Raw genomic sequence first — 21,723 nt, 5'->3', positions numbered from 1 at the left:
ACTTTAGTCATTGACAAAAGATATCGAAACTGGCAATCTCAACCCATGAACATCAACAACGGCGTTGCATCTACCCCATCGCCACCCTTACCAAGTCCCAGGATTCTGCTGAGCATCCCGGGCGCGGAACTCGCGGCGTTCATTTCTCCGGAAACCCGCGCCGCACTGGACCAGCTCGGGAACGTCACGGTCATCGATCCTGCCCAACTGCAGTCCCTGGAGGCCTTTGCCGATGCGGCCGCGGAAACAGCCATCTTCGTCACCGCCTGGGGATTCCCGCGCTTGGACGCCGAACACCTCGCACTGGCCCCGCACCTCAAGTGCGTTGTCCACGCCGCCTCGTCGCTGCATGCACTGGTCAGCGAGGCATTCTGGGCCACCGGCATCCCCATCTCCCAAGCAGGAGCTGCCATGGCGCCAGCTGTCGCGGAGCTCTCGCTGACCTTCACCCTGAACCTGCTGCGCCGTGTGCATCGACTCGATCACAGCCTCCGTTCCGGTGCCAACTGGGACGACGCCCGCAACGTCAGCCGAGCCCGCGAAATCTCCGGAGCGCGCATAGGCGTAGTTGGCGCCTCAAGGACAGGACGCCGCTACATCGACGCCTGCCGGGCGCTGGGCGCAGACGTACATGTTTATGATCCGTACCTGGCCAGTGGAGATCCCCTCGCAGCCAGTTCGACCACCCTGCATGGCTTAATGGCAAACAGCGATGTCGTCGCCATCCACGCCCCCGCCACCAATGAAACCGTGGGCCTGATCGGGGCCGGCGAACTGGCCCTCCTCCCGGATGGAGCAGTGTTCGTAAACACCGCCCGTTCCACCATCGTGGACATGGAAGCCCTCTATAAGGAGGTGCACTCGGGCAGGATCGATGCGGCGTTGGATGTCTTCGACGCCGAGCCCCTCCCGATGGATGACCCTTGGCGTTCCCTGCCCAACGTCCTCCTCACACCGCACCTTGCCGGTGCCACCGTTGACTCGCGTCGGCGTGCCGGCGGCATCGTCGTTGACGAGCTCCGGCGCTTTATCACCGGCCAGCCCATGGAACACGCCCTCACCCGGACTGACTTGGAAAGGATGGGCTGAACGTGCGCAACATCCTCTTGATCCACTGCCACGACCTCGGCCGTTTCCTGGGTACGTACGGCGTGGAAACCGTCTCCACGCCAAACCTGGACGCGTTGGCCGATGAGTCAGCACTCTTCGAACAAGCCTTCGCGACGGCTCCGCACTGCAGCCCCGCCCGGGCCTCGCTGTTCACCGGTACGTATCCCCAGAGCAACGGCGTCCTCGGCCTCACACATGAACCGTTCGCCTGGGATCTCAAAGAACCGAAAGACCACATCGCCTACCGTCTCAAGTCCGTGGGGTACCAAACCGAACTGGTAGGCGTGCACCACGAATCGCGTGTCTTGGACGATGACGTGGTGGCCGCCAGACTCGGTTTCGACCACGCCCGTACGGGAGGGGCCCGGGACGTCGTCGTGCATCGCGCCACTGACGCCTTGCGACGGATGTCCGGCAGCGAGCGGCCTTTCTACCTGCAGGTCGGCTTCACTGAGCCGCACAGGGTGCCCTCCCCGAGGGACCGTCCCGGGGTCATGGGTTTTCTGGCCGACGGCGTGAATCCGGACGCGTCCCTGGGACACACCGTTCCAGCTCACCTGGTGAACGACGACGGTGCCCGCGAGGAAATCGCCGAGCTCCAAGGCGCAGTCAAACACATGGATGAGGGTGTTGGCAGCATCCTCGCGGAACTCGATGCGCTCGGCCTCCGCGACCATACGCTGGTGCTGTTCACCACCGACCATGGGCTTGCGCTGCCACGCGCCAAATGCACCCTGTACGACGCCGGACTCGGCGTTGCGCTGATGCTTCGCCATCCCGGCAACCCGGCGTGGTCCGGAAGACGCGTGCCGGACATGGTCAGCCACGTAGATGTCCTGCCCACCTTGTTGGACCTGGCCGGACTGCCGGTGCCGGAGGGTCTGGCCGGAACAAGCCTGCGGCCCGCCGTTGAATCGGGAGACACTCCGCGGAGCCACTGCTTCAGCCAGTTGAGCTACCACACCTACTACGATCCCAAGCGATCAGTTCGGACATCAACGCACAAGCTGATCGTCAACTTTTCCAACGCACCACGCGCCATGGATCCCACACAATCATGGATCCACCGCAGCCTGCCGGCGGACCTCGGCGGGCCAACCATTGGCACCAGCCCTGAAATGGAGCTCTACGACCTCACAGCAGATCCTGAGGAACTGGACAATATCGCCGACCATCCGGATCAGCTGGAGACCCTCAGGGACCTCTCCGCTGCCCTCTTCGACTGGATGCGCGAATGCGGCGATCCCCTCCTCACCGCCCCCGTTGCAGCCAGCCGCCACCAGATCGCGATCGACGCGATCCAAGAAGCCACCCTCACCAGAAAGTAGCCACCATGTTCACTCGAAAGATGCGCCGTGCCACTGTGGCCACTGCCGCCGTCGTCACCGCCGCTTTGACTCTCACCGCCTGCGGTTCGGCTGGTTCTTCAACGTCCGACGGCGGCCAGGCCACCGGGAAGGTGACGCTCTGGATGTACCCCGTCATCAAGGACGAGACAGCCAGCAAGAAATTCTGGCAGGACACCGAAGCCAGCTTTGAGAAAGCCAACCCGGGAATTGACCTGACCATTGAACTCCAGACGTTCGACAAGCGGGACGCCCAGATCTCAGCGGCGCTGGCCGCGGGCTCGGGTCCCGACGTCGTACTCATTACGCCGGACCAAGCTGCCACCTACCGCAACGTTCGTGGTCTGCTGCCAGTGGACAAAGCCGTTGAGAAGGACAAGGACAGCTTCTATCCGGGCACTTTGGAGGCAGCGACGTTCGACGACGAAGTGTTCGGAGTCCCGTTGTTCCAGAACATCAACACCACCGCGTACAACACCAAAATCTTCGCGGATGCCGGGATTCCGCTGCCCAGGACCTGGGACGATCTCCGCAGTGCCGCGCCGGTCCTGGCGAAGAAAGGCATCGCCGTCATGGACTACGCCGGCAGCCCGGAACAAACGTTGAACCTGTCCTTCTATCCTCTGTTGTGGCAGGCAGGCGGCACGGTGTTCACCGATGATGCCAAGGACGTTGCTTTCGACTCCGAGGCAGGGGTTTCGGCGCTGCAATTGCTGGTGGACCTCAAAAAGCTCGGTGGACTTCCCGCAGATGCGGCCACCGACGGACCCAAGGTTGAAGGTGCGCCGATCGCCACCGGCAAGGCAGCAATGCGCGCCACCACCTCGCTGCCGGAGCTGAAACAGATGCGCGCCGCACTCGGTGCCGAAAATGTTGCCCTCGGAGCTCCCTTGCAGGGCAAAGTCCAGGCAACCTACGGCAATCCCGGATTGCTAGCACTGACTTCCATCAACAAGAAGGAAAACCGCGACGCTGCCTACACGGTGATGAGCTACCTGAGCTCGGCTGAGTCCCAGAAGGCCCTCAACGCCGCTGCGGGCAACCTGCCCACCCGTACGGACGCCGCGGCGTTGGGCACGGACGCCGATTCCCTAGCCATGGCCGAGGCCCTGAAGTCCGCCAATCCCGGCGAACCCTCGCCCGTAGCACGCCAGGTGATGGGCGCCCTGGCGCCGAACATCCAGGCAGCCCTCCGCGGCGACGTTTCCGCCAAGGAAGCCCTGGACCGTGCCGCTAAAGAGGCTCGCGGCATCCTGCAGCGCTCGGCATCCTGAGTCCAGCCCAACCACTGATTGGTCACCCCATGTCTGTAAACACCCGCACCAGAAGCACACTGGCCGGTCGACATCCCGAGTTGACGGCACCCCCGCTCAAGCCCTTTGGAGCCAAGACGGCCCGTAACCGCGAGGCCATTGCCGGGATCCTCTTCGTGCTTCCCACCTTGGTCATTTTCGGCCTCTTCAAGTTCCTCCCTATCTTTGGGGCGGGCGCCATGAGCCTGACCGAGTACAGCCTCAACGGCGACTTCGAATTCCTGGGGGCGGATAACTACACACGGCTTGCCGCTGATCCCAACTTCTGGCAGAGCCTCAAGGTGACGTTCCTGTACGTGGCCATCTTTGTGCCGTTCATCATCGGAGTCTCCCTGGCCGGGGCGGTCCTTTTGGACAAACTGGTCCGATTCACCGGGACTTTCCGGGCGTTGCTGTTCATTCCGTACCTCAGCTCATTCGTCATGGCGGGCATCATCTGGACGTGGATCTTCTCCACGGATGGACCGCTGAACGCAGCTTTGGGCGGCCTGGGCATGGGCCCTGTGCACTTCACCTCCGGGCCCCAGCTGCTGGTCCTGCTATCCCTGGCCGTGGTGTCCGTATGGAAAGGATTCGGCTACTCCATGCTGATCTTCCTGGCCGGACTCAAAGCCCAACCAGCAGAGGTACACGAGGCTGCCCGCATTGACGGTGCAGGCGCCTGGAAATCGTTCTGGTACGTCACGCTTCCGCTGCTGAAGCCCGTGGTGTTTTTCGTCCTGGTCATCGAGACGATCGTCGGATTCCAGGTTTTCGACACCATCTACGTGATGACCGGAGGCGGACCCGCCCGGGCCAGCCATAGCCTCATCTACTTCCTGTTCGATGAAGGCTTCAAGTTCTTCGACTTCGGCTACGCATCTGCCATCGGTGTGGTGCTGTTCGTGATCGTACTCATCCTCTCGCTCATCCAGCAGCGCTTCTTCGAAGGTAAGGACTCCAAGTGACTGCCACAGTTTCCAGCCCCGCCGCTGGGCAACGGCCCGCCACGGGCACCGCCCCGCGCAGCCCCCGCCGCAACACGGAGAAGCGCCGCCAGCGCACCCTGACGTGGGTATTGGCAGTGATCTCACTCTTCACCGTGGCGCCACTGATCGCCGTTGCCGTGCTGGCGCTCTCCCCGGAGGACGCTCCCACGCTCCCCTACGCGTTACCGTCGTCGCTGACGTTGGACAACATTGTCCGCATCTTCAACGTAGGCGAATTCCCGCTCTGGCTTTGGAACTCCTTCTTGTACTCAGCAGTATCCGTGGTGGTGGTCCTGCTGACCGCTGCCATGGCCGCCTATGCCTTGGCCCGTAAGAGGTTCCCGGGACGGAACGCGCTGCTGTGGGCCATCATCGCCACCATGATGGTGCCGGTTCAGGCCACCCTGATTCCCACGTTCATCCTCATCTCCAAGATGGGCGGCGTGAACACCCTGTGGGGCCTGATCCTGCCCACCTTGGCCAACGCCCAGGCGATCTTCCTCATCCGCCAGTTCGTCAGGGACATGCCCGAGGAACTCTTCGACGCCGCCCGCATTGACGGCGCCGGTGAGTGGCGTACTTTCTGGCAGATCGTTCTTCCGCTGATCCGACCTGTCCTGGCAACACTGGCAATCTTCGTCTTCCTATGGCACTGGAACGACCTCCTCTGGCCGCTGGTGGTGGGCCAGTCCGACGCAGCCCGCACGCTAACCGTCGGCCTGGCAACGTTGAACACCGAGACAGCCTCCACGTCCAACGTCATGGCAGCAACGCTGGTCAGCTTCATCCCGTGCCTGGTGATCTTTGCCCTCCTGCAGAAGCACATCGTCGCGAGCATCACGCACAGCGGGGTGAAGGGATGACGTATGTTGCGCCCATCCGTTTCGGCCTCATCGGCGTCGACTCCCCGCACGCGCCCTCGTTCACCCGGCTCTTCGGGAACGGTTCCGACGGCGTGGTCCCCGGCGGCACGGTGACGCACGCCTGGAAGGGGGAACCGGCGTCGGACTTTCCGTTGAGCCGCGACCGGATCGACGACTTCGCGGACGAGGTGAGCGGGCTGGGCGTCACCCTGTGCGACTCGCCGGAAGAGGTGGCTGAAGCCTGTGATGCCCTGCTGATCGTCTCCTCCGATGCACGGACACACCCTGGCTACTTTGAGCGTGTGGTGCGGTTCGGCAAGCCGATCTACGTAGACACGCGGTTCGCTCCCACCCTTGCGGAGGCCCGAACCATGCTCACCCAGGCGCAGGCCTCCGGATCATTGGTCCTGGCTGGCTCTCCCAAGCGGTTCACACCGGAGTTCCAGGAGGCCCTTTCCCGCGGGACCGGGCAGTCCGTGTCTTTGGAAGGTCCCCTCCCCACCCAGCCCGGCCACCCGGGCCTGTCCTGGTACGGAGTGCATCTGGTGGACCTCGCAGTGGCCGCCCTGGGGGCCGGACCGGAGACGGTAACGGTCGACGCCGTCAGGCCGGGGTCACCGGCCAGCGCCACCAGCGTGACGGTCCGCTGGGGAGACGGCCGCGTGGTCTCGTTGACGGGCGAAGCGGAATGGAGCGCCTTTACGTCAGGGCGCATCAATACCGACGGCGGCTGGTCCGAGTTCTCCATCGAGGCGGGCCCGCCCATGCTGGTGGGCCTCTTGGAAGGGATCGTTAATTCCATCCGTAACGGGACACCGAATGTGCCGTTACGGGAAATCCTCAGCATTGTCGCGATCGTGGAAGCCGCCAACAAGAGCCTGGAAGCCGGCACACCCGTCCCCCTCTCACCCAACTGAGCAACAGCTATCTTTTACTAGCCAAAGGAACACCCATGGCAGAAGTCATCATTGTCCGCGACCCCATCGAGGCCGGAAGCGTCGCTGCATCCATCTTTTCGCAGCAGATCATCGCAAACCCCGCCACAGTCCTGGGCCTGGCAACAGGTTCCACCCCGCTGACCACCTATTCGGCCTTGGCCAGGGCAATCCAGGAGCGCAGCATTGATGTTTCCCGCGTGCGTGGCTTCGCCTTGGACGAGTACCTCGGGGTCCCGCCTGAGCATCCGGAAAGCTACCGCACAGTTATCACCCGCGAAGTGGTGGAGCCGCTGGGACTGAATCCGGACCAGGTGTTCACCCCGCGGGGAACTGGCCCGGACATCACCCAGGCCGGGGCAGAATATGAAGCCATGATCACGGGTGCTGGCGGCATCGACATCCAAATCCTGGGCATCGGTTCCAACGGCCACGTGGGTTTCAACGAGCCCGGGTCCTCCTTGGCGTCCACTACACGCATCAAGGCACTGGCCGAACAAACGCGCGCGGACAACGCCCGCTTCTTTGGTTCCTTGGAAGGAGTCCCAACCCATTGCATTACCCAAGGGCTTGGGACCATCCTCCGGGCAGGGCAGTTGGTGCTGTTGGCGTTCGGTTCCTCTAAGGCAAAGGCTGTTGCCGCTGCGTTGGAAGGGCCAGTGTCCTCAGCAGTTCCGGGTTCGGTCATTCAGCAGCATCCACGGGCGACGGTGATCATCGACGAGGACGCCGCCGCCCGTCTGGTGCACGCGGAGTACTACCGGCATGCTTGGCAATCGGCACAAGACCTGCTTCCAGTAGATTTCTAAGCGGGACCAACATTCGTCCCGCCGACTCAAGGGGGCACTACGTGGACCAAACCGTCCGTTCATCAGCTTGGAAAGCATTCTGGGACAAAGGCGGTTGGTGGCGGGCTATCCTGCTGGCCGTGCTCTATATGGCGGTTTACCTTGGCGCCGGCCTGGCAATTGGGCCGCTTGCAGGCGACCAAGTGGTAGCCGAGGACATTTTCCGCACCCCGCAGAGCGTCTTCTTCGGCCTGACCCTGTCGTTGATTGTTGGCAGCGTGGCCCTGGCTGCCTTTGTGTACTCGGTGAAGTGGTTCAAACCGCTGTTCGCTCCGCAACCTGTCAAGGGGAGCTGGTGGATGTGGGTAGCTCCGTTCTTCCTGGTGGCCGCGATCGTGCTGCGCTTCCTGGGCATCAACTACAGCAGCTACCATGCCTCCGTTGTGGTGATTACGCTGCTCACGGGCTTGCTGGTGGGCTTTGCCGAAGAAATCCTCACCCGCGGCATAGTGGTGAAGATGCTGCGTGACTCGGGAAAGTCCGAGTGGGTGGTCATGGTGCTGTCTTCCCTGGTCTTCGCGTTGCTTCATTCGGCGAACGTCTTGTCAGGCATGCCGATCGTCACCGTCTTGGTGACCGTGCTGTTTACGTTCGGCTTCGGCATTTGTATGTACTTGACTCTCCGGGTCACCGGCAACCTGATCTGGCCAATGATCCTGCACGCCCTGTACGACCCCACGCTCTTCCTGTCCACTGGCGGCATTGACCAGGCCGCCGCGGGTCCGCAGAGCCCGCTCTTACAGTTGGCGGGCCCGGCCAACATGATCTACATGCTGATTGCTGTCGTCGCTCTCATTGTTGTGCGGGGGCGCGTGCAGCGCGCCCCTCTCGCGGTGCCCGCGGGACTTTAGACCAGTCAAAGCAGAAACGTTCGACGGCGGGTGCGGACCGCCGTCGAACGCTTCTGTTAAGTGCAGCGGCAGTTTGCTGCGGCTTCAGGACTGACCGATATCGATGCCCGTAACCGGCGCCCCGGCACGCTCGTACGCCAGCGCTACCGCCCCGTTGGGAAAGCCCTGCGGCGGCTGAACCAAGCGGAACGCTGCGGGCACCCCGGCTCCATCGGCCCACAAGCGCTTGCCTGTGCCGAAGGTGAGCGGGTAGAGGTACAAGTTGAGCCGGTCCACCAGGTCCGCGTCGAGGAGTGACCGTACCAGTTCGCCGCTGCCGATCACGTGGATATCCTTGAAACGCTCCTTCAGGGCAACGAGCTGATCAATGTCCCCCAGCGTCGTCGTCCCGTCCCAATGAGCGTCGGTCAAGCTTCTGGAAACCACGAATTTGGGCAGGCCGTTCAGTGTCCGGGCAATGTGGTCGTCCTGGTTGGGCCAGTACGCGGCGAAGATGTCGTACGTCCGCCGACCCAGCAAAAGGGCGTCCATCCGGTTAATCCCATCGACGATCGCGGCACCGGCTTCCTCATCTGAATAGGCGGCCTGCCATCCGCCGTGCTCGAAGCCGCCCGAGCGGTCCTCGTCCGGGCCACCCGGAGCCTGGTACACGCCGTCGAGGGTGATGAAGAGGTCAACGGAGAGAATCCCCATGGTGTGCTCCTCTCACTTGTGGTTCAGGGTCGCTGATCTTGCCAGCCGGCTGGCGGCGGGGCGTCCAGGAATGTGGTCACAACGTCCAGCACAAGATTGGTCCTCGCCAGGCCGAAGAAGTGTGTGGTGCCAGGGAATACAGCGAGCTGCGAGGCGGGTACGCCCTCAAAATCGCCGTTGACGTCACCGCCGCGCAGCTGGAGGAACCGCACCGCGTGCTCCAGTTTGACCATGTCGGAATCCCCCACCGTGATCAAGGTAGGGGCCTGGATTCCGCGGATCTCGTCATCCGACCACCCCTTTGACCCGGTGTCGTAGCCGCCGAGCTTGGTCAGGAGTCCTTGCAGGTGCTCGTAATCCGGGTGCGGCGAGACGGCCATGTACCGCTGCTCCATGGGAGTGCCCACGATCATGTCCACTGTCATTTCGGTGACAGCTTCAGCATTTCCACCGCGATCGCCGTCGGGATTGAACGACACCGACGACACGATGAGCTTCCGGATGAGCTCGGGGTGCTTGATCGCCAGATGCAGTGCAACGGCCCCGCCGACGCTGAAACCAAAGACATCAACCTCGCCGACGTCCAGGTGTTCCAGAAGGCCAACGACATCCGATGCAAAGTCAGCGGTGTTCAATGGGCGGTCGATGTCGTTGGTTCTGCCGTGGCCCTGGAAGTCCGTGGCGATCACCCGACGCTCCGCTGACAAGGCCGGGATAGGCGCACCGAACTGCTGCTCGATGTCGAATAGTCCACCGTGCAGGAGCAGCAAGGGCGTACCACCTGAGCCGTGCAATTCGTAGTACATCTGTAGTCCGTTGACGTCTGCGTAACCGGCTTCCGGGTCCGGGGTCTGATAGTTCATTCGTTGCCCTTCCACGTTGTAAGGATCGCTGGCCGTTGCGCGTCATCCTAGTCTCGCGGCGGTGATGGCGGCAGGGTCGCGGGGTGAAGGTAATGCGACTAATTTACAAGCGTCTCCTGGGAGGCGCTCGGCTGTTCCTCGTCAGGATCTGCCCATTCGAGGGCAGCCACAAGGTGGCTTTCGTTGGGTAGGGCTTGCTGTTCGGAGGCCGGGAGCTTGTCGTATGTATAGGCGGCGACTGCCATGGGTGAGGTTGACCGCCCGAGGCTGTACCTGACGCTGCGGTCGTTCTTGGTACCGCAGATCAGGATGCCAATCGTTTCATTGTGATGTTCGCGGCGAAGCATGTCATCCACAAGGGCAACGTAGAAGTTCAGTTTGCCGGCATACTCGGGCTGGAACTTTCCCGTCTTCAGCTCGATAACCACATACCGGTTCTGGTCCATATGGAAGAACAGCATGTCTATGTAGAAGTCGTCGCCGTCGACATCGAAGTGGACCTGACGGCCAACGAACGAGAATCCCGGCCCAAGTTCCCTCAGAGTTTCGGCGATCCGGCTGGTAAGGGCCAGTTCCAGGTCTCGTTCGGCGACTTCCCCCGACAAGCCAAGAAATTCGAAATTGTAAGGGTCCTTGGCGACCTGCTGGGTCAGCTCGGAATCTTGTCCAACAAGCCGTTGGACAAAGTTCGATGGTGCCGCACCTGTCCTTTCCAGCGTCCGGTTCATGATCATGTTCAGGAGGACGTTGCGAGACCAGCCGTGTTCAGCTGCGGCAGCCGCGTACCAATCCCGATCGAACTGGTTGTCCAGTTTGTCTAAGAGCACTGTGATGTGACCCCACGGCAATTGTCCAACAGCTTGTTGGACAATTGGATCCGTCCAGGCCGTTGCGAATCCCCGCATATAAAAGAGGTTCGATCGTGAAAGGCCTTTCATCTCCGGAAACTCTGCCCGGAGGTCGTCAGCCAAGCGCCCCATGACGCCGCTCCCCCATTGCTCCACCTGCTGGCGCTCCAACACAGTCTTCCCGATCGACCAATACAACTCGATCAGCTGTGTGTTGACGGTTCGAAGCGCAGTCTGACGCGCATCGCGCACGCGTTTCTTGAGTGCGTCCAGGAGATCTTTGTAGTCTGCCGGTAAAGCCAGGGCACGCGAATCAGTCATGCACACAAACCTATTGACCGCCACTGACATTTCTCAGAGCAACCCCCCTACTCCGCGTCCTCCCCCGTCACCGTGGACTCCCGGATGATCAGCGTCGGGGCCAGGCTCACGCGCCTCAGCGCCGGAGACGCCAAGGAGCCGGTCTTCCCGCCCAGCCTTTCCATGCACATGGCGACGGCGGCATGCCCCACATCGCGCTTGGGCGGGGCGATGGAGGTCAGGGGCACCGGGGCGAGGTCCGCAACTTCGTCGTCATAGGCCACGATCGCCAGGTCCTCCGGAACGTCCAGCCCGGACTCCTCGGCAAGGTTGATGAGGGTGATGGCTTCCTCGTCCGGAAGCACCAAGGCTGCGTGGGTATCGGTCCGTCGGCAGTCCTTGAGGAACTTGGCAAACTCCTTCTGGTTATTGCCTGCCCCCACCACTGACCTGACATATTCCATGACGGGCGCATCTGTTTCGAGGCCGAGCTTGGACACCATGCGCTCGTGGCTTTCACGAAGCCACGGCGCCGTGGGGCTGGTGGCGATGGCCAGCCCAATCCTGCGGTGGCCCAAGGATGCCAGGTGCTCGATGGCTAGCTCAGCACCATAAGAGTGGTCCGACATCACGGATTCGAACACCCTGCTTGACCGTTCCACCAGCACCACTGGTATCCGCAGCCCGGAGAGCAGGTCAAAGGTGGACGAACCGGGCTCAAGTGACCCGGCGGTTGCCAGCAGTATCCCGTCCACGGAGTTGGCCACCATGCGTTGGAGTTGCCGGTGCTCGTCCTCGGTGGAGTAGTTGCTGACGCCTAGGATAAGCCGCGCGTTCAGCTCCCTGGCTGCTGCTTCCGCGCCTCGGATAACCTCGGGAAAGTAGTAACCCGTGGTGGGCACAATAAGACCCAGGGTGGCCAGCGGCTGGCGGGATCTTCTATGGACAGTGTCCCCGGAGCGCTCGGACGGCACTGGGACAGCCCCGCCATGCACGCGGCGCAAAAGCCCCTGGGCGGCAAGCTGTGTCAGGTCCCGCCGGATGGTCATGGTGGACAGCCCGGTCTTCTCCGCGAACCCGTTGACCGTCAGGGTTCCCCGCATTTCAAGCTCGCGCAGAATCTTCTCGTGGCGTTCGCTGCTGAGCATGCCCACCCTCTCCGGAATCGCGATGTTCAAATAAGCATAGGTGACCATATGCACGTGCGTTGCGGGGCCTGCTTTGCGCGTTAAAAACTCGCCAGAGAACGCAAAGCGGGCCCCGCAACGCCGGGCACCTACCGCCGTGGGTGGTCGTTGATCCGCACTACGTTGCGGCCGCGCATGGTGTACAGGTAACCGTCTTCGTCATTGGTGATGTGCGAGCCGCTGTACCAACCGCCATCGATGTCAGCCACCACCGTGGCGAGCTCGAACGTCTTCGGATCAAAGCGGAAGACATCCGTGTCCGAGACACCATAAACAGCGCCACGGTTGGTCACCAAGGCTGCGAATCCGGTGCAGACCGAACTGATGTCTGCCTGGTGCACCACCACACGCCGAGACAGATCAATGACAAACAAGCGCCCGGTCCGGACAATCCCGTAGAGGTAACGCCCCTGCACAGCCAAGGCAGACACACCAGCGCCCAGACCCGGATCGAGGCGCCACAATTCCTTGCCCGTCACGGGGTCCATTGCCACAACTGTGCCGGGTCCTTCGGTACCCGGCCGTCCGCCGCCAAGGTAAGCGACGCCGTCGTGCGCTGTTACTGCGCGCACCAACTGCACCTTGTCCACGGGGTTGAGGAAGAACCCGGATTTGCCCGTGGCGGGGTCGTAGGTCCAGAGCGAGCCGCCGCCCTCAGTGTCAGCTTGCGCGCACACCAGGACGAGCTTGTTGACCTCATCCCAGTGGACATCCAGGGGCCGGTTCTGTTCGGAGGAGAACTTGGCCACTTGGCTGATCGGCTGCCCGCTGCGGGGGTCATAGCTCCAGATGCCCTGGGAGCTGTACTGGCCTGTGTACAAAACCTGATCCACCACCACGGCGTCTTTCGCTTCGCCCGGAACGGTCATGTTGGTGACTTGTCCGTCCGTCAGCGACCGGCGCGAGATCACACCGTTGCCGCCGACGTACACCAGACCGCCTCCGGCTGCCAGCCCCATGGCTTCCTGCGCGTCCGACGGCGCTCCTGCCTCGCCGAGGTCCGTGGTTTTGCAGGCCCCTGATACGGGATCGATTTCGGCCACGAAACCGAACGCGGAAGTCACCAGAAGCTTGCCGTTCAGGGCATCAACGCCCCAGATTTCGCCAAGGAACGGCCCCTGGTAAGGCACTGATGAAACCTGGTTGCCGGACAAGGAGTAGGCCAGGAGCCCGGCCTCGTTGGCGAAGTAGACCTTGTCCCCGATCGCCGCGAAGTTCTTGGCGGTTTTTCCTTCAGAGGCAACGGCAGCATACGAGGACGGATTAGCGACGCTCACCGCAGCAATCTTGGACGTGGACGTCGAAGCTGCGGAGCTCACCAGGACTTTGTCTCCGACGATCGCCAGGTCACGGATGCTCGGGTCCGCCACCATCTCCGCCGGCGTGACGTTGGTGAAGGTCTTGGCGGCATGGTTGTAGGCATAAAGGCAGGCACGGCTGGCGCTTCCTCCGCCGGCCAGAGTGCTGCCTGCGCCGAAGAAGATGGTGGAGTCCGTGGCTGCGACGGCTCGGGCCAAGGTGGCGCCGGCGTCGGGGACTCCCAAATTGGACACCAATCCGGTGGCGGGGTCGTACTCCCACAACGCGGGCGCCGTGCCGCTGCCGCCGCCCACGGCATAGAGGCGGCCGTTCGGGGCCACGCTCATGTCCCGGACGTCACGGTCACCGATGCGGCCAATGGGCTTGGCTTTCACACCCGGGTTGGAAAGGTCCCAGCGGAACAGGTTCGGCTTGGGCCCGGTGGCGTTCTGCAGCACGCCGGCGTAGAGGTATCGGCCGGATGCGTCAGCGGCCATGGTTTGGATGGCGTAGCCGTTCTCCAATTCGGTCACACCGGTGACCTTGCCGCTGGGAACGTGGAATGCCACCACCCGGACGGGATCCAGGTTCCGCGAGCCGATGAACAGAGTATCGCCTACCAGCAGCCCGCTCATGAGGGAGAACTGTACGACGCCGGGGCCCAGGTCCAGGACTTCAGTCGCCTTCGGATTGGTACCCGGCACCGTGGACGCCGACGCCGGGTGGCCGGCTGCCAGCCCAAAGGCCGCCGCCAAGGACGCCGCTCCACCAACGTGCAGGACCGCTCGCCTGCTGATGTTCGATTTCTCCATTGAAACGCCTGCTTCTCAGTAGTGGGGATGGGGATGGGTGTCCAAAATTCATAGCAGGGGCAGCCTCGGGAGGTCTACACTTTCTGTTCGTTCGAACAAAATTGGCGCCCGACACTTCCGACGCCGCTCATTACCTGCGTGGTCAACACTCAATCCCAATGTTTGAAAATGTTTGAAATCTTGTAGATGTTCGAAGCAGCGCGGTTACATGGATTCATCGCATGTGGCCCCAACCACACCAAACTTCTTCGCATCGCAAGTCTTCAAAGGAGAACACCATGAAGCGTCGTCATCTCTTCGCCGGAGTAGCCGGCTTGGCTGCCAGCACCTTGTTGCTCGCAGCCTGCGGCACCGGCCCCACCCCTGCGGCAGCACCCACACCCACCGAAGACCCTTCGGGTTCCATCACCTTCTGGTCCTCGCTGGCCGGCATGGACAAGGTGGCTGAGGCGTTCAACGCCAGCCAGGACAAGATCAAGGTCAGCTTCGAAACCATCCCCAACGGCGCCAACGGCGGTTACGCAAAGCTCTCCACTGCCATCACCGCAGGCAACGGCCCGGATGTCGCCACCATCGAATACCCGCAGTTGCCCCAGTTCGTCAGCAACAGCCAGGTCATTCCCCTCGATGGCCTGATCAACAAGGCCGAAACGGTGGACAAGCTCACTGACGAGACCAAGGCACTGGTCCAGTTCGGAGAGAAGACGTACGCCCTTCCGTACGACGCAGCCCCCATGCTCATGTGGTACCGCAAAGACATGCTGGACAAGGCCGGCGTCGGGGTCCCTAAGACCTGGGATGAATTCGAACAGGCGGGCAAGAAGCTCAAGGCTGTAGCGCCCGACTCCTACCTGGCCAGCTTCAACCCCAACGAGGTAGCGGCGAGCGCCGGTTTGGCCTGGCAGGCCGGGGCCAAGTGGTTCGGAACCGAAGGCGAGAGCTGGAAGGTGGGCGTCAACGATGAAGCAACGCAGAAGGTTGCCACTTATTGGCAGAAACTGATCGACCAGAAAATCGTCAAGGTTACCCAGGCGTACAGCGACGAGTGGAGCCTGGATCTGGCCAACAGCACCGTTGTTGGCGTAGTGGGCGCCAACTGGAGTGCCACAGGCATCCAGAAACGCACGGAAGCCAGCGGCCAGAAGGGCCAATGGATCGCCGCCGAACTGCCCAACTGGGGCAATGAGTCCGGAGCCTTCTACGGTGGATCCAGCTTCAACGTGACCAAGAGCAGCAAGAACCCCGCCGCTGCCGCCAAGTTTGTTGAGTTCCTTACCACCAGCCTGGAAGCCATCAAGGCCCGCGGCAACACCGGCTCGGCGTTCCTTGCCTTCCCGGGACTGACACCTGTAGCCCAGCAGGCCTTTGACGCCAGCTACTTCGGCAACGACATCTATGAGGTCTTCACCAAGGCCTACGGCACCATCACCCCGGGCTGGCAGTGGGGTCCCAACTGGGACATCACCAACACAGCCCTTAAGGATGCCTACGGCAAGCTGACCACCGGCGGCACCATCCACGACGCCGTCGATACCGCCCAGGACGCCACCGTGGCAAGCCTGAAGCAGGCCGGCCTGTCGGTCAAAGAGTAGTTCCGCCAAAGAGCAGTAGGAGAACCCCATGGCCACCCAGGCCCTCACCACCACAGTGCGCCGCCGCGGCCGTGCACTGGCGGGAACCGGCGGACGGACTGCCGCGCTGTTCCTGGTCCCCTTCTTCGCGGTCTTCGCGATCGCCATGATCGCGCCCGTGATCTACTCCCTGGTGCTGAGTTTCCACTCGCAGCAGAAGTCCGGTTTGGGCTTCGGGGAAGCCAAGACCGTGTTCGTTGGCCTTGAGAACTATGTACAGGTGTTCCAGTCCGAAACGTTCATGGAGGGAATCGGCCGCCTCGGCTTGTACTGCCTGATCTACATTCCCTGCATGGTGGGTGGCGCTGTGGTCTTTGCGCTCCTTCTGGATGCCTCGGTGGCCAAGGCACGCAAACTGTTCCAACTCCTGGTGTTCCTGCCCCACGCAGTCCCTGGCGTCATTGCTGCCCTTATCTGGGCATACCTTTATACCCCGGGCATCAGCCCACTGGTTCAAGCGCTCCAGGGCGGCGGCATCCAGATCAACTTCCTGGACGCGCACTTGGTCCTTCCGTCCATTGTGAACATCGGCGTTTGGGAGTGGACGGGCTACAACGTGATTATCTTGTTCACCGCGTTGCAGGCTGTGCCCCGGGAAATCCTGGAAGCCGCCCGGGTGGACGGCGCCGGCGAAATCCGGGCCGCCGTGAGCATCAAGTTCCCCCTGATCCTCCCGGCCCTGAGCGTCATCATGCTCTTTACCATCATCGGCACCCTGCAGCTGTTTACCGAGCCAAACATCATCTCCAAGGCCACAGCCTCGGTCACCAGCACCTGGGTTCCCAACCTGTGGGCCTACGACGCAGCGTTCATCCGCCACAACCTCAACCAGGCAGCGGCGGCTTCCATCATCATTGCCGGGCTGGCCGCAATCCTGTCCCTGGCCGTCACCCGCCTTAGCTCCAGGATGAACAAAGCATGAGCACCTCAACAGTTTCCCGGCCCCACAGCAGCGCTGCTGCCAAGCAAAACCCAAGCCGTAACGGCGGCCGTACCAACCGCGGCGCATCCAAACGTGCAGGAGGATTCGCCAGCAAGCTCACGGTCAACGGCCTGCTGATCATCGGCTCCGCGTACATGGTGGTCCCCGTCCTGTGGCTGGTGTTCGCTTCCACCAAGAACGCAGCTGACCTGTACGGCACCAGTGCCTACGCGTTGGGGAACTTCTCCCTGTTCGAGAACATCGCCAACGTGGCCAATCAGGACGGTGGCCTCTTCTTCCGCTGGCTGGGCAACTCAGTGATGTACGCCGGGGTGGGCGCCGTCCTTGGCAGCCTGATTTCGGTCATGGCAGGGTACGCGTTCGACAAATTCCAGTTCCGTTGGAAGGACTCACTGTTCGGCTTCGTTCTGGTTGGCGTCCTCATTCCGAACACCGCCACTGTGCTGCCCATGTACCTTCTGGCCTCCGTGGTGGGCATGACCAACACGGTCTGGGCCATCCTCATCCCCGTTCTGTGCAACCCGTTCGGCGTGTACTTGGCCAGGGTCTACTCCGCCAGCTATGTGCCGGCTGAAACTCTCGAGGCCGCCCGCATGGATGGCGCCGGGCCCATCCGGTCCTTCTTCTCCCTGGGCCTGCCCATGATGATGCCCGGTTACATCACCATCGCCCTGTTCCAGTTTGTGGGCGTCTGGAACAACTTCATGCTCCCCTTGGTCATGCTGCAGGACCAGCAGCTACTTCCCGTCAGCGTGGGCATCTCCATCTGGCAGGGGTATTCGGTACCGCAGCCCGAGTTCACGCCCATGGTCATTACGGGCTCGCTGCTTTCCATCCTTCCGTTGCTGGTGGCCTTCATCATGCTCCAGCGCTTCTGGAAGTCCGGCCTCACCGCAGGGAGCGTCAAGTGACCAGCACCAAACCAAACGTCGCGCTGGCCATGGGTCCCGGCGTCGTGTCCCGCGTCTTTCCCCGCCGCCGCCTCGAGACCCTCTCCCCCGGCCTGAAGCTGCTCAGCCCCGAGCCCATGGAAGACTTCACTTCCGCGCGTTCGCTGGAAATCCTGGCTGAGACGGACATCCTGATCACCGGATGGAGCTGCCCGAGGCTCGATGCCGCAGCCCTGGCCGCAGCCCCGCGATTGACCCATGTCCTCCACGCGGGAGGCACGGTCAAACACCATGTGGGCGACGAATGCTGGGAAAGGGGCATCGAAATCAGCACGGCTGCGGACGCAAACTCCATCCCCGTTGCCGAATACACGGTGGCCATGATCCTGCTGGCCAACAAGCGGGTCCTCCAGATCGCCCGCCAACTGCATTCGGAGAAAACAGGGATCGAGCCGGACCAAGTGTTCCCGGACATGGGCAACTTCAGCAAACGGGTGGGCCTCATCGGCGCCTCGAGGATCGGCAAGCACGTCATCCGGCTCCTGAAGCCCTATGACGTCCAGGTTGTGGTGGCTGACCCCTTCCTGGACGATTCCGCGGCCGCGGCCCTCGGCGTCGAACGTGTTTCCTTGGAAGAGCTCGTGGCGACGTCCGACGTCGTCAGCCTCCACGCGCCGTCGTTGCCGTCCACCCGCAACCTGATCCATCAAGGGCTGGTGGCCAGCTTCAAGCCCGGTGCCACTTTCATCAACACCGCCCGTGGTGAGCTGGTGGATCAGGACGCGCTGCTCCGGCGGATCCAGGAGGGCGACCTCTACGCCGTCCTGGACGTCACCACGCCCTGGGTACTCCCTGCCGAATCCGGTTTCTACACGCACCCCAACGTGCTCCTCACTCCTCACTTGGCCGGCTCACTGGGCATGGAGCTGGAGCGGATGGCCGTCAGCACCATCGAGGAAGCGCACCGGGTCTCCCGCGGCGAACCGCTCCGCCACAGGCTGCACGCGAAGGACCTCGCCTTCACGGCCTGACTGTCACGTCCCAGGACACCGACGACGGCGACATTACCGCCCGCGGCTGGCATACTCAGTCCCATCGCTCCACCCATCCTCGGGCAGACTCAGCTCCTTGGATTGACTCAACAACTGGGGGCATGAGTGCCAGAGGACAAGCACCAATCACATGCGGCAGTCCGTTTAGCGGGTGCCTCGGCCCAAGGACTGAGCACTTCCGAGGTCGCCGAGCGGGTGGCCGCGGGACAAACCAATGCGTTCGCCCAGGACACCAGCCGCAGCGTGTGGAGCATTGTCCGCGCCAACGTGCTCACCCTGTTCAACGGCATCATCCTGGCCTGCTTCATTGTCCTGTTCGCGATTGGCCGTTGGCAGGATGCCCTCTTTGGCTTCAGTGCAGTGGCAAACGCGGTGATCGGCAGCGTCCAGGAGTACCGGGCAAAGCGGGCCTTGGATCGGTTGGCCCTCCTGAACGCACCCCACGCCCGGGTGATGCGGGATGGTGCGGAGGCGGAAATCGCCTTGGATGATGTGGTGCTGGACGACTCCCTTATCCTTAGGGCCGGTGATCAAGTGCCCGCTGACGGCGTGGTGACCGGTTCACGGGGACTCCAAGTGGATGAATCCATGCTGACCGGCGAATCGGATCCGGTGGAAAAGTCCGACGGCGATCGCGTCCTGTCCGGGTCCGTGGTGGTGGCCGGCGAGGGCTCCGCGGCGGTGGACCGGGTGGGCGCGGACTCGTTCGCCAACTCCCTTGCCGCCGAAGCCAAGCGATTCTCCCTGGTTGCCTCCGAGCTCCGTTCCTCGATCGACCGCGTCCTGAAATGGGTCACCTGGTTTGTGGGTCCGGTGGCGTTGCTGGTCCTGAACGCCCAAATGATTGCCCAGGGCGGGTGGGCCGAAGCCTCGGCAAGTGGCGCGTGGCGTGACGCTGCGACGGCGACTATTGCCGCCGTCGTCGCCATGGTCCCCTTGGGGCTGGTGCTGATGACCAGCATTACCTTCGCTGTCGGGGCGGTAAAGCTGGCCCGGCAACAGGTGCTGGTCCAGGAGCTTCCGGCCGTCGAGGGCCTGGCGCGCGTGGATATCATCTGCCTCGACAAGACCGGGACACTGACCCAGGGCGACATCGTTTTTGACGCCGCCCATCCCCTGACCGCCCGTCCAGGGTGGGAGTCCGTGCTGTCCTGGTATGGGGTGCAGAAGGATGCCAACGCGACGGCCCGCAGCCTTGCCGGGCACTTCACTGAGCCAGCCGGGCTCCCGCTTGACCGGGTGCCGTTCTCTTCGGCCCGTAAGTGGAGCGCGGTGATTTTCGACGACGGAATGTGGGTGCTGGGCGGCCCCGAAATGGTGTTCCCGGCCCGTGAATCCACCGATCCCGTGCTTCGGCAGCTTGCCGCCCAGGCCGTGGAACTGGCAGCCACAGGACGGCGCACCCTGGTCCTGGCACACGGCACCCCCACCAGCGATGAGACTGTTCCGGCCGATGCTGTCCCTGTGGTCCTCCTGACGTTCAAGGAGAACATCCGTCCCGATGCTGCGGAGACGCTGACTTACTTCGCGGCCCAGGATGTGGATGTCCGGATCATTTCCGGTGACAACCCGCAAACGGTGGCAGCCATCGCCCGCGAAGTCGGCCTGGATGCACCCCATGGCTTCGATGCCCGGGAGTTGCCGGATGATGAGCAAGAACTCATGGAAGTGATCAACAGCAACGTAGTTTTCGGCCGGGTATCCCCGGACCAGAAGAAGCGGATCGTGGTGGCACTGAAGGCTGCCGGCCGCACGGTGGCCATGACCGGCGACGGCGTCAACGATGCCCTGGCCATCAAGGAAGCCGATATTGGCGTGGCCATGAATTCCGGTGCTGCCGCTACGAAGGCCGTAGCCCGGTTGGTGCTCCTGGACGGCAAGTTCTCGCACCTGCCCAGCGTGGTGGCTGAAGGACGCCAGGTGATTGCCAACATCGAGCGCGTCTCCATGCTGTTCCTCACGAAGACTGCCTACGCCACCTTCCTGGCTATCGCGTTCGGCATCCTCCTGCTGCCTTTCCCGTTCCTGCCCCGGCAACTCTCAGTCACTGACGGCTTGACCATCGGCATTCCCGCGTTCTTCCTGGCCTTGCTGCCCAACGCCCAGCGCTACATTCCCGGCTTCCTGCGACGTTCACTCACGTTCGCCGTGCCGGCTGGTGTCGCCGTGACTTTGGGGCTTGCTTCCTATGCACGCCTTGCCGCGAACCTGCAGATACCTGAAGCCGAGATCAGGACAGGCTCCACCCTCATTCTGACGATCATCGGCATCTGGATCCTGGTGGTGCTTTCGCGTCCGGTCACGCGGTTCAAGGGCCTGGTGATCGGGGCGATGATGATCGGACTCATCCTGGTCTATTCCGTGCCGATTGCCCGTGATTTCCTGCAATTCACCGACCCAACCCTGCCCACGGCATTACTCGTCCTGGGAACCTCCGTGGCCTGCATTGCCCTGATCGAAATCGTCCGGTTCGTTCACCGCCGTGTTGCTTACCGGGATGCCCAGGAGGCGCTGCATCACCGGGTTTCCAATCAGCGCGTCTCGAAATAGCGTCGTCCACGGCCCGTCCACAACGGCACCAGCACGGCGACCGTGGCAACGGACTGGGAAATGACAGCCGACCAGTCATTATCTGCGGCAATGATGAGGTCCAGCACGGCAAAGGCCAAGCCCAACAGCATCACCGCTGTTGCGCCCCGGCGTGCCGCGCTGCTTCCCCGCGCCACGCCGGAGGCCAGCCCGATCACCAGGAGGCCGAACAGGATCATGCCCGCACCGAGCAACGTGATGGGCAGGGCGATGCCCCCGGACTGGGCCTCCGGGGTGTACCGCAGGAAGATCGTCAGGATCCCCAGAATGATTTGGGCAATCCCGCCGATGTACATGAGCACCACTGAGAACGTCACCGCACCAGGCCGCTTAGGGCTTTCCCCCGTCGTCATGAACCGAGCATAGATGAGGGGCCCTCCAA

19 protein-coding genes are annotated in these 21,723 nt (G+C 62.6%); 13 read left to right on the top strand and 6 right to left on the bottom strand.

From position 1 onward, the window contains the following. Positions 1-45: 45 nt before the first annotated feature. The 8 genes from M1D51_RS02900 to M1D51_RS02865 are packed head-to-tail and all read left to right on the top strand — an operon-like array spanning position 46 to position 8,234. The gene (locus M1D51_RS02900) at positions 46-1,089 is read left to right on the top strand and encodes a hydroxyacid dehydrogenase (protein ID WP_458108462.1); all 1,044 of its coding nucleotides are present in this window, start codon (positions 46-48) and stop codon (positions 1,087-1,089) included. Positions 1,090-1,091: 2 nt separating this feature from the next. After that, positions 1,092-2,438: a sulfatase family protein gene (locus M1D51_RS02895; RefSeq protein ID WP_458108461.1), complete on the top strand. Its 1,347-nt coding sequence runs from the start codon at positions 1,092-1,094 to the stop codon at positions 2,436-2,438. Between the two features lie 5 nt (positions 2,439-2,443). After that, complete coding sequence (locus M1D51_RS02890; RefSeq protein ID WP_458108460.1) at positions 2,444-3,730, top strand: extracellular solute-binding protein; 1,287 nt, start codon at positions 2,444-2,446, stop codon at positions 3,728-3,730. A 29-nt stretch (positions 3,731-3,759) separates the two neighbouring features. Next, complete coding sequence (locus M1D51_RS02885) at positions 3,760-4,716, top strand: carbohydrate ABC transporter permease (protein WP_458108459.1); 957 nt, start codon at positions 3,760-3,762, stop codon at positions 4,714-4,716. Next, positions 4,713-5,600 carry a carbohydrate ABC transporter permease gene (locus M1D51_RS02880; RefSeq protein WP_172325067.1) on the top strand — a complete coding sequence of 296 codons (888 nt, stop codon included), beginning with the start codon at positions 4,713-4,715 and terminating at the stop codon, positions 5,598-5,600. The genes M1D51_RS02885 and M1D51_RS02880 overlap by 4 nt, the downstream gene beginning before the upstream one ends. Beyond that, positions 5,597-6,517, top strand: a complete 921-nt coding sequence (locus M1D51_RS02875) for a Gfo/Idh/MocA family protein (RefSeq protein WP_458108458.1) — start codon at positions 5,597-5,599, stop codon at positions 6,515-6,517. Before M1D51_RS02880 ends, M1D51_RS02875 begins: the two co-directional genes overlap by 4 nt. 35 nt (positions 6,518-6,552) lie before the next feature. Then, positions 6,553-7,344, top strand: coding sequence for a glucosamine-6-phosphate deaminase (locus tag M1D51_RS02870; RefSeq protein ID WP_458108457.1), 792 nt, complete (start codon positions 6,553-6,555; stop codon positions 7,342-7,344). A 41-nt stretch (positions 7,345-7,385) separates the two neighbouring features. Then, the gene (locus M1D51_RS02865; protein ID WP_458108456.1) at positions 7,386-8,234 is read left to right on the top strand and encodes a CPBP family intramembrane glutamic endopeptidase; all 849 of its coding nucleotides are present in this window, start codon (positions 7,386-7,388) and stop codon (positions 8,232-8,234) included. A gap of 84 nt (positions 8,235-8,318) precedes the next feature. Here the strand turns inward: M1D51_RS02865 and M1D51_RS02860 are convergent, their stop codons facing one another. The 5 genes from M1D51_RS02860 to M1D51_RS02840 form a co-directional block, all read right to left on the bottom strand. Continuing rightward, positions 8,319-8,927 (bottom strand): dihydrofolate reductase family protein, encoded by a 609-nt coding sequence (locus M1D51_RS02860; protein WP_458108455.1) that lies wholly within the window; start codon positions 8,925-8,927, stop codon positions 8,319-8,321. 23 nt (positions 8,928-8,950) lie between these two features. Continuing rightward, complete coding sequence (locus M1D51_RS02855; protein ID WP_458108454.1) at positions 8,951-9,790, bottom strand: alpha/beta fold hydrolase; 840 nt, start codon at positions 9,788-9,790, stop codon at positions 8,951-8,953. A gap of 98 nt (positions 9,791-9,888) precedes the next feature. Further along, positions 9,889-10,959: a PDDEXK nuclease domain-containing protein gene (locus M1D51_RS02850; protein ID WP_458108453.1), complete on the bottom strand. Its 1,071-nt coding sequence runs from the start codon at positions 10,957-10,959 to the stop codon at positions 9,889-9,891. A 47-nt stretch (positions 10,960-11,006) separates the two neighbouring features. Then, a complete protein-coding gene (locus M1D51_RS02845; protein ID WP_458108452.1) occupies positions 11,007-12,134 on the bottom strand; it encodes a substrate-binding domain-containing protein in 1,128 nt (375 codons plus the stop codon). 80 nt (positions 12,135-12,214) lie between these two features. Then, complete coding sequence (locus tag M1D51_RS02840) at positions 12,215-14,236, bottom strand: hypothetical protein (RefSeq protein ID WP_458108451.1); 2,022 nt, start codon at positions 14,234-14,236, stop codon at positions 12,215-12,217. 278 nt (positions 14,237-14,514) lie between these two features. On the opposite strand from M1D51_RS02840, the gene M1D51_RS02835 reads away from it, so the two are divergent. From M1D51_RS02835 to M1D51_RS02815, 5 genes are all read left to right on the top strand, one after another. Continuing rightward, complete coding sequence (locus tag M1D51_RS02835) at positions 14,515-15,828, top strand: ABC transporter substrate-binding protein (RefSeq protein ID WP_458108450.1); 1,314 nt, start codon at positions 14,515-14,517, stop codon at positions 15,826-15,828. Positions 15,829-15,856: 28 nt separating this feature from the next. After that, on the top strand, positions 15,857-16,789 hold the full coding sequence (locus M1D51_RS02830) for a carbohydrate ABC transporter permease (protein ID WP_458108449.1): 933 nt from the start codon (positions 15,857-15,859) through the stop codon (positions 16,787-16,789). Then, entirely contained in the window at positions 16,786-17,721 is a 936-nt protein-coding gene (locus M1D51_RS02825) for a carbohydrate ABC transporter permease (RefSeq protein WP_172324417.1), read from the top strand. The genes M1D51_RS02830 and M1D51_RS02825 overlap by 4 nt, the downstream gene beginning before the upstream one ends. After that, on the top strand, positions 17,718-18,731 hold the full coding sequence (locus M1D51_RS02820; RefSeq protein ID WP_458108448.1) for a hydroxyacid dehydrogenase: 1,014 nt from the start codon (positions 17,718-17,720) through the stop codon (positions 18,729-18,731). Before M1D51_RS02825 ends, M1D51_RS02820 begins: the two co-directional genes overlap by 4 nt. 126 nt (positions 18,732-18,857) lie before the next feature. Beyond that, the gene (locus M1D51_RS02815) at positions 18,858-21,302 is read left to right on the top strand and encodes an HAD-IC family P-type ATPase (RefSeq protein WP_458108447.1); all 2,445 of its coding nucleotides are present in this window, start codon (positions 18,858-18,860) and stop codon (positions 21,300-21,302) included. Here the strand turns inward: M1D51_RS02815 and M1D51_RS02810 are convergent. Further along, on the bottom strand, positions 21,284-21,694 hold the full coding sequence (locus M1D51_RS02810) for a hypothetical protein (protein ID WP_253951558.1): 411 nt from the start codon (positions 21,692-21,694) through the stop codon (positions 21,284-21,286). The genes M1D51_RS02815 and M1D51_RS02810 overlap by 19 nt on opposite strands. Between the last annotated feature and the right edge of the window lie 29 nt (positions 21,695-21,723).

The organism is Arthrobacter sp. R3-55, assembly GCF_054161505.1.
Note: the sequence above shows the minus strand (reverse complement) of the source record. Positions and strands in the feature narration are given on the sequence as shown.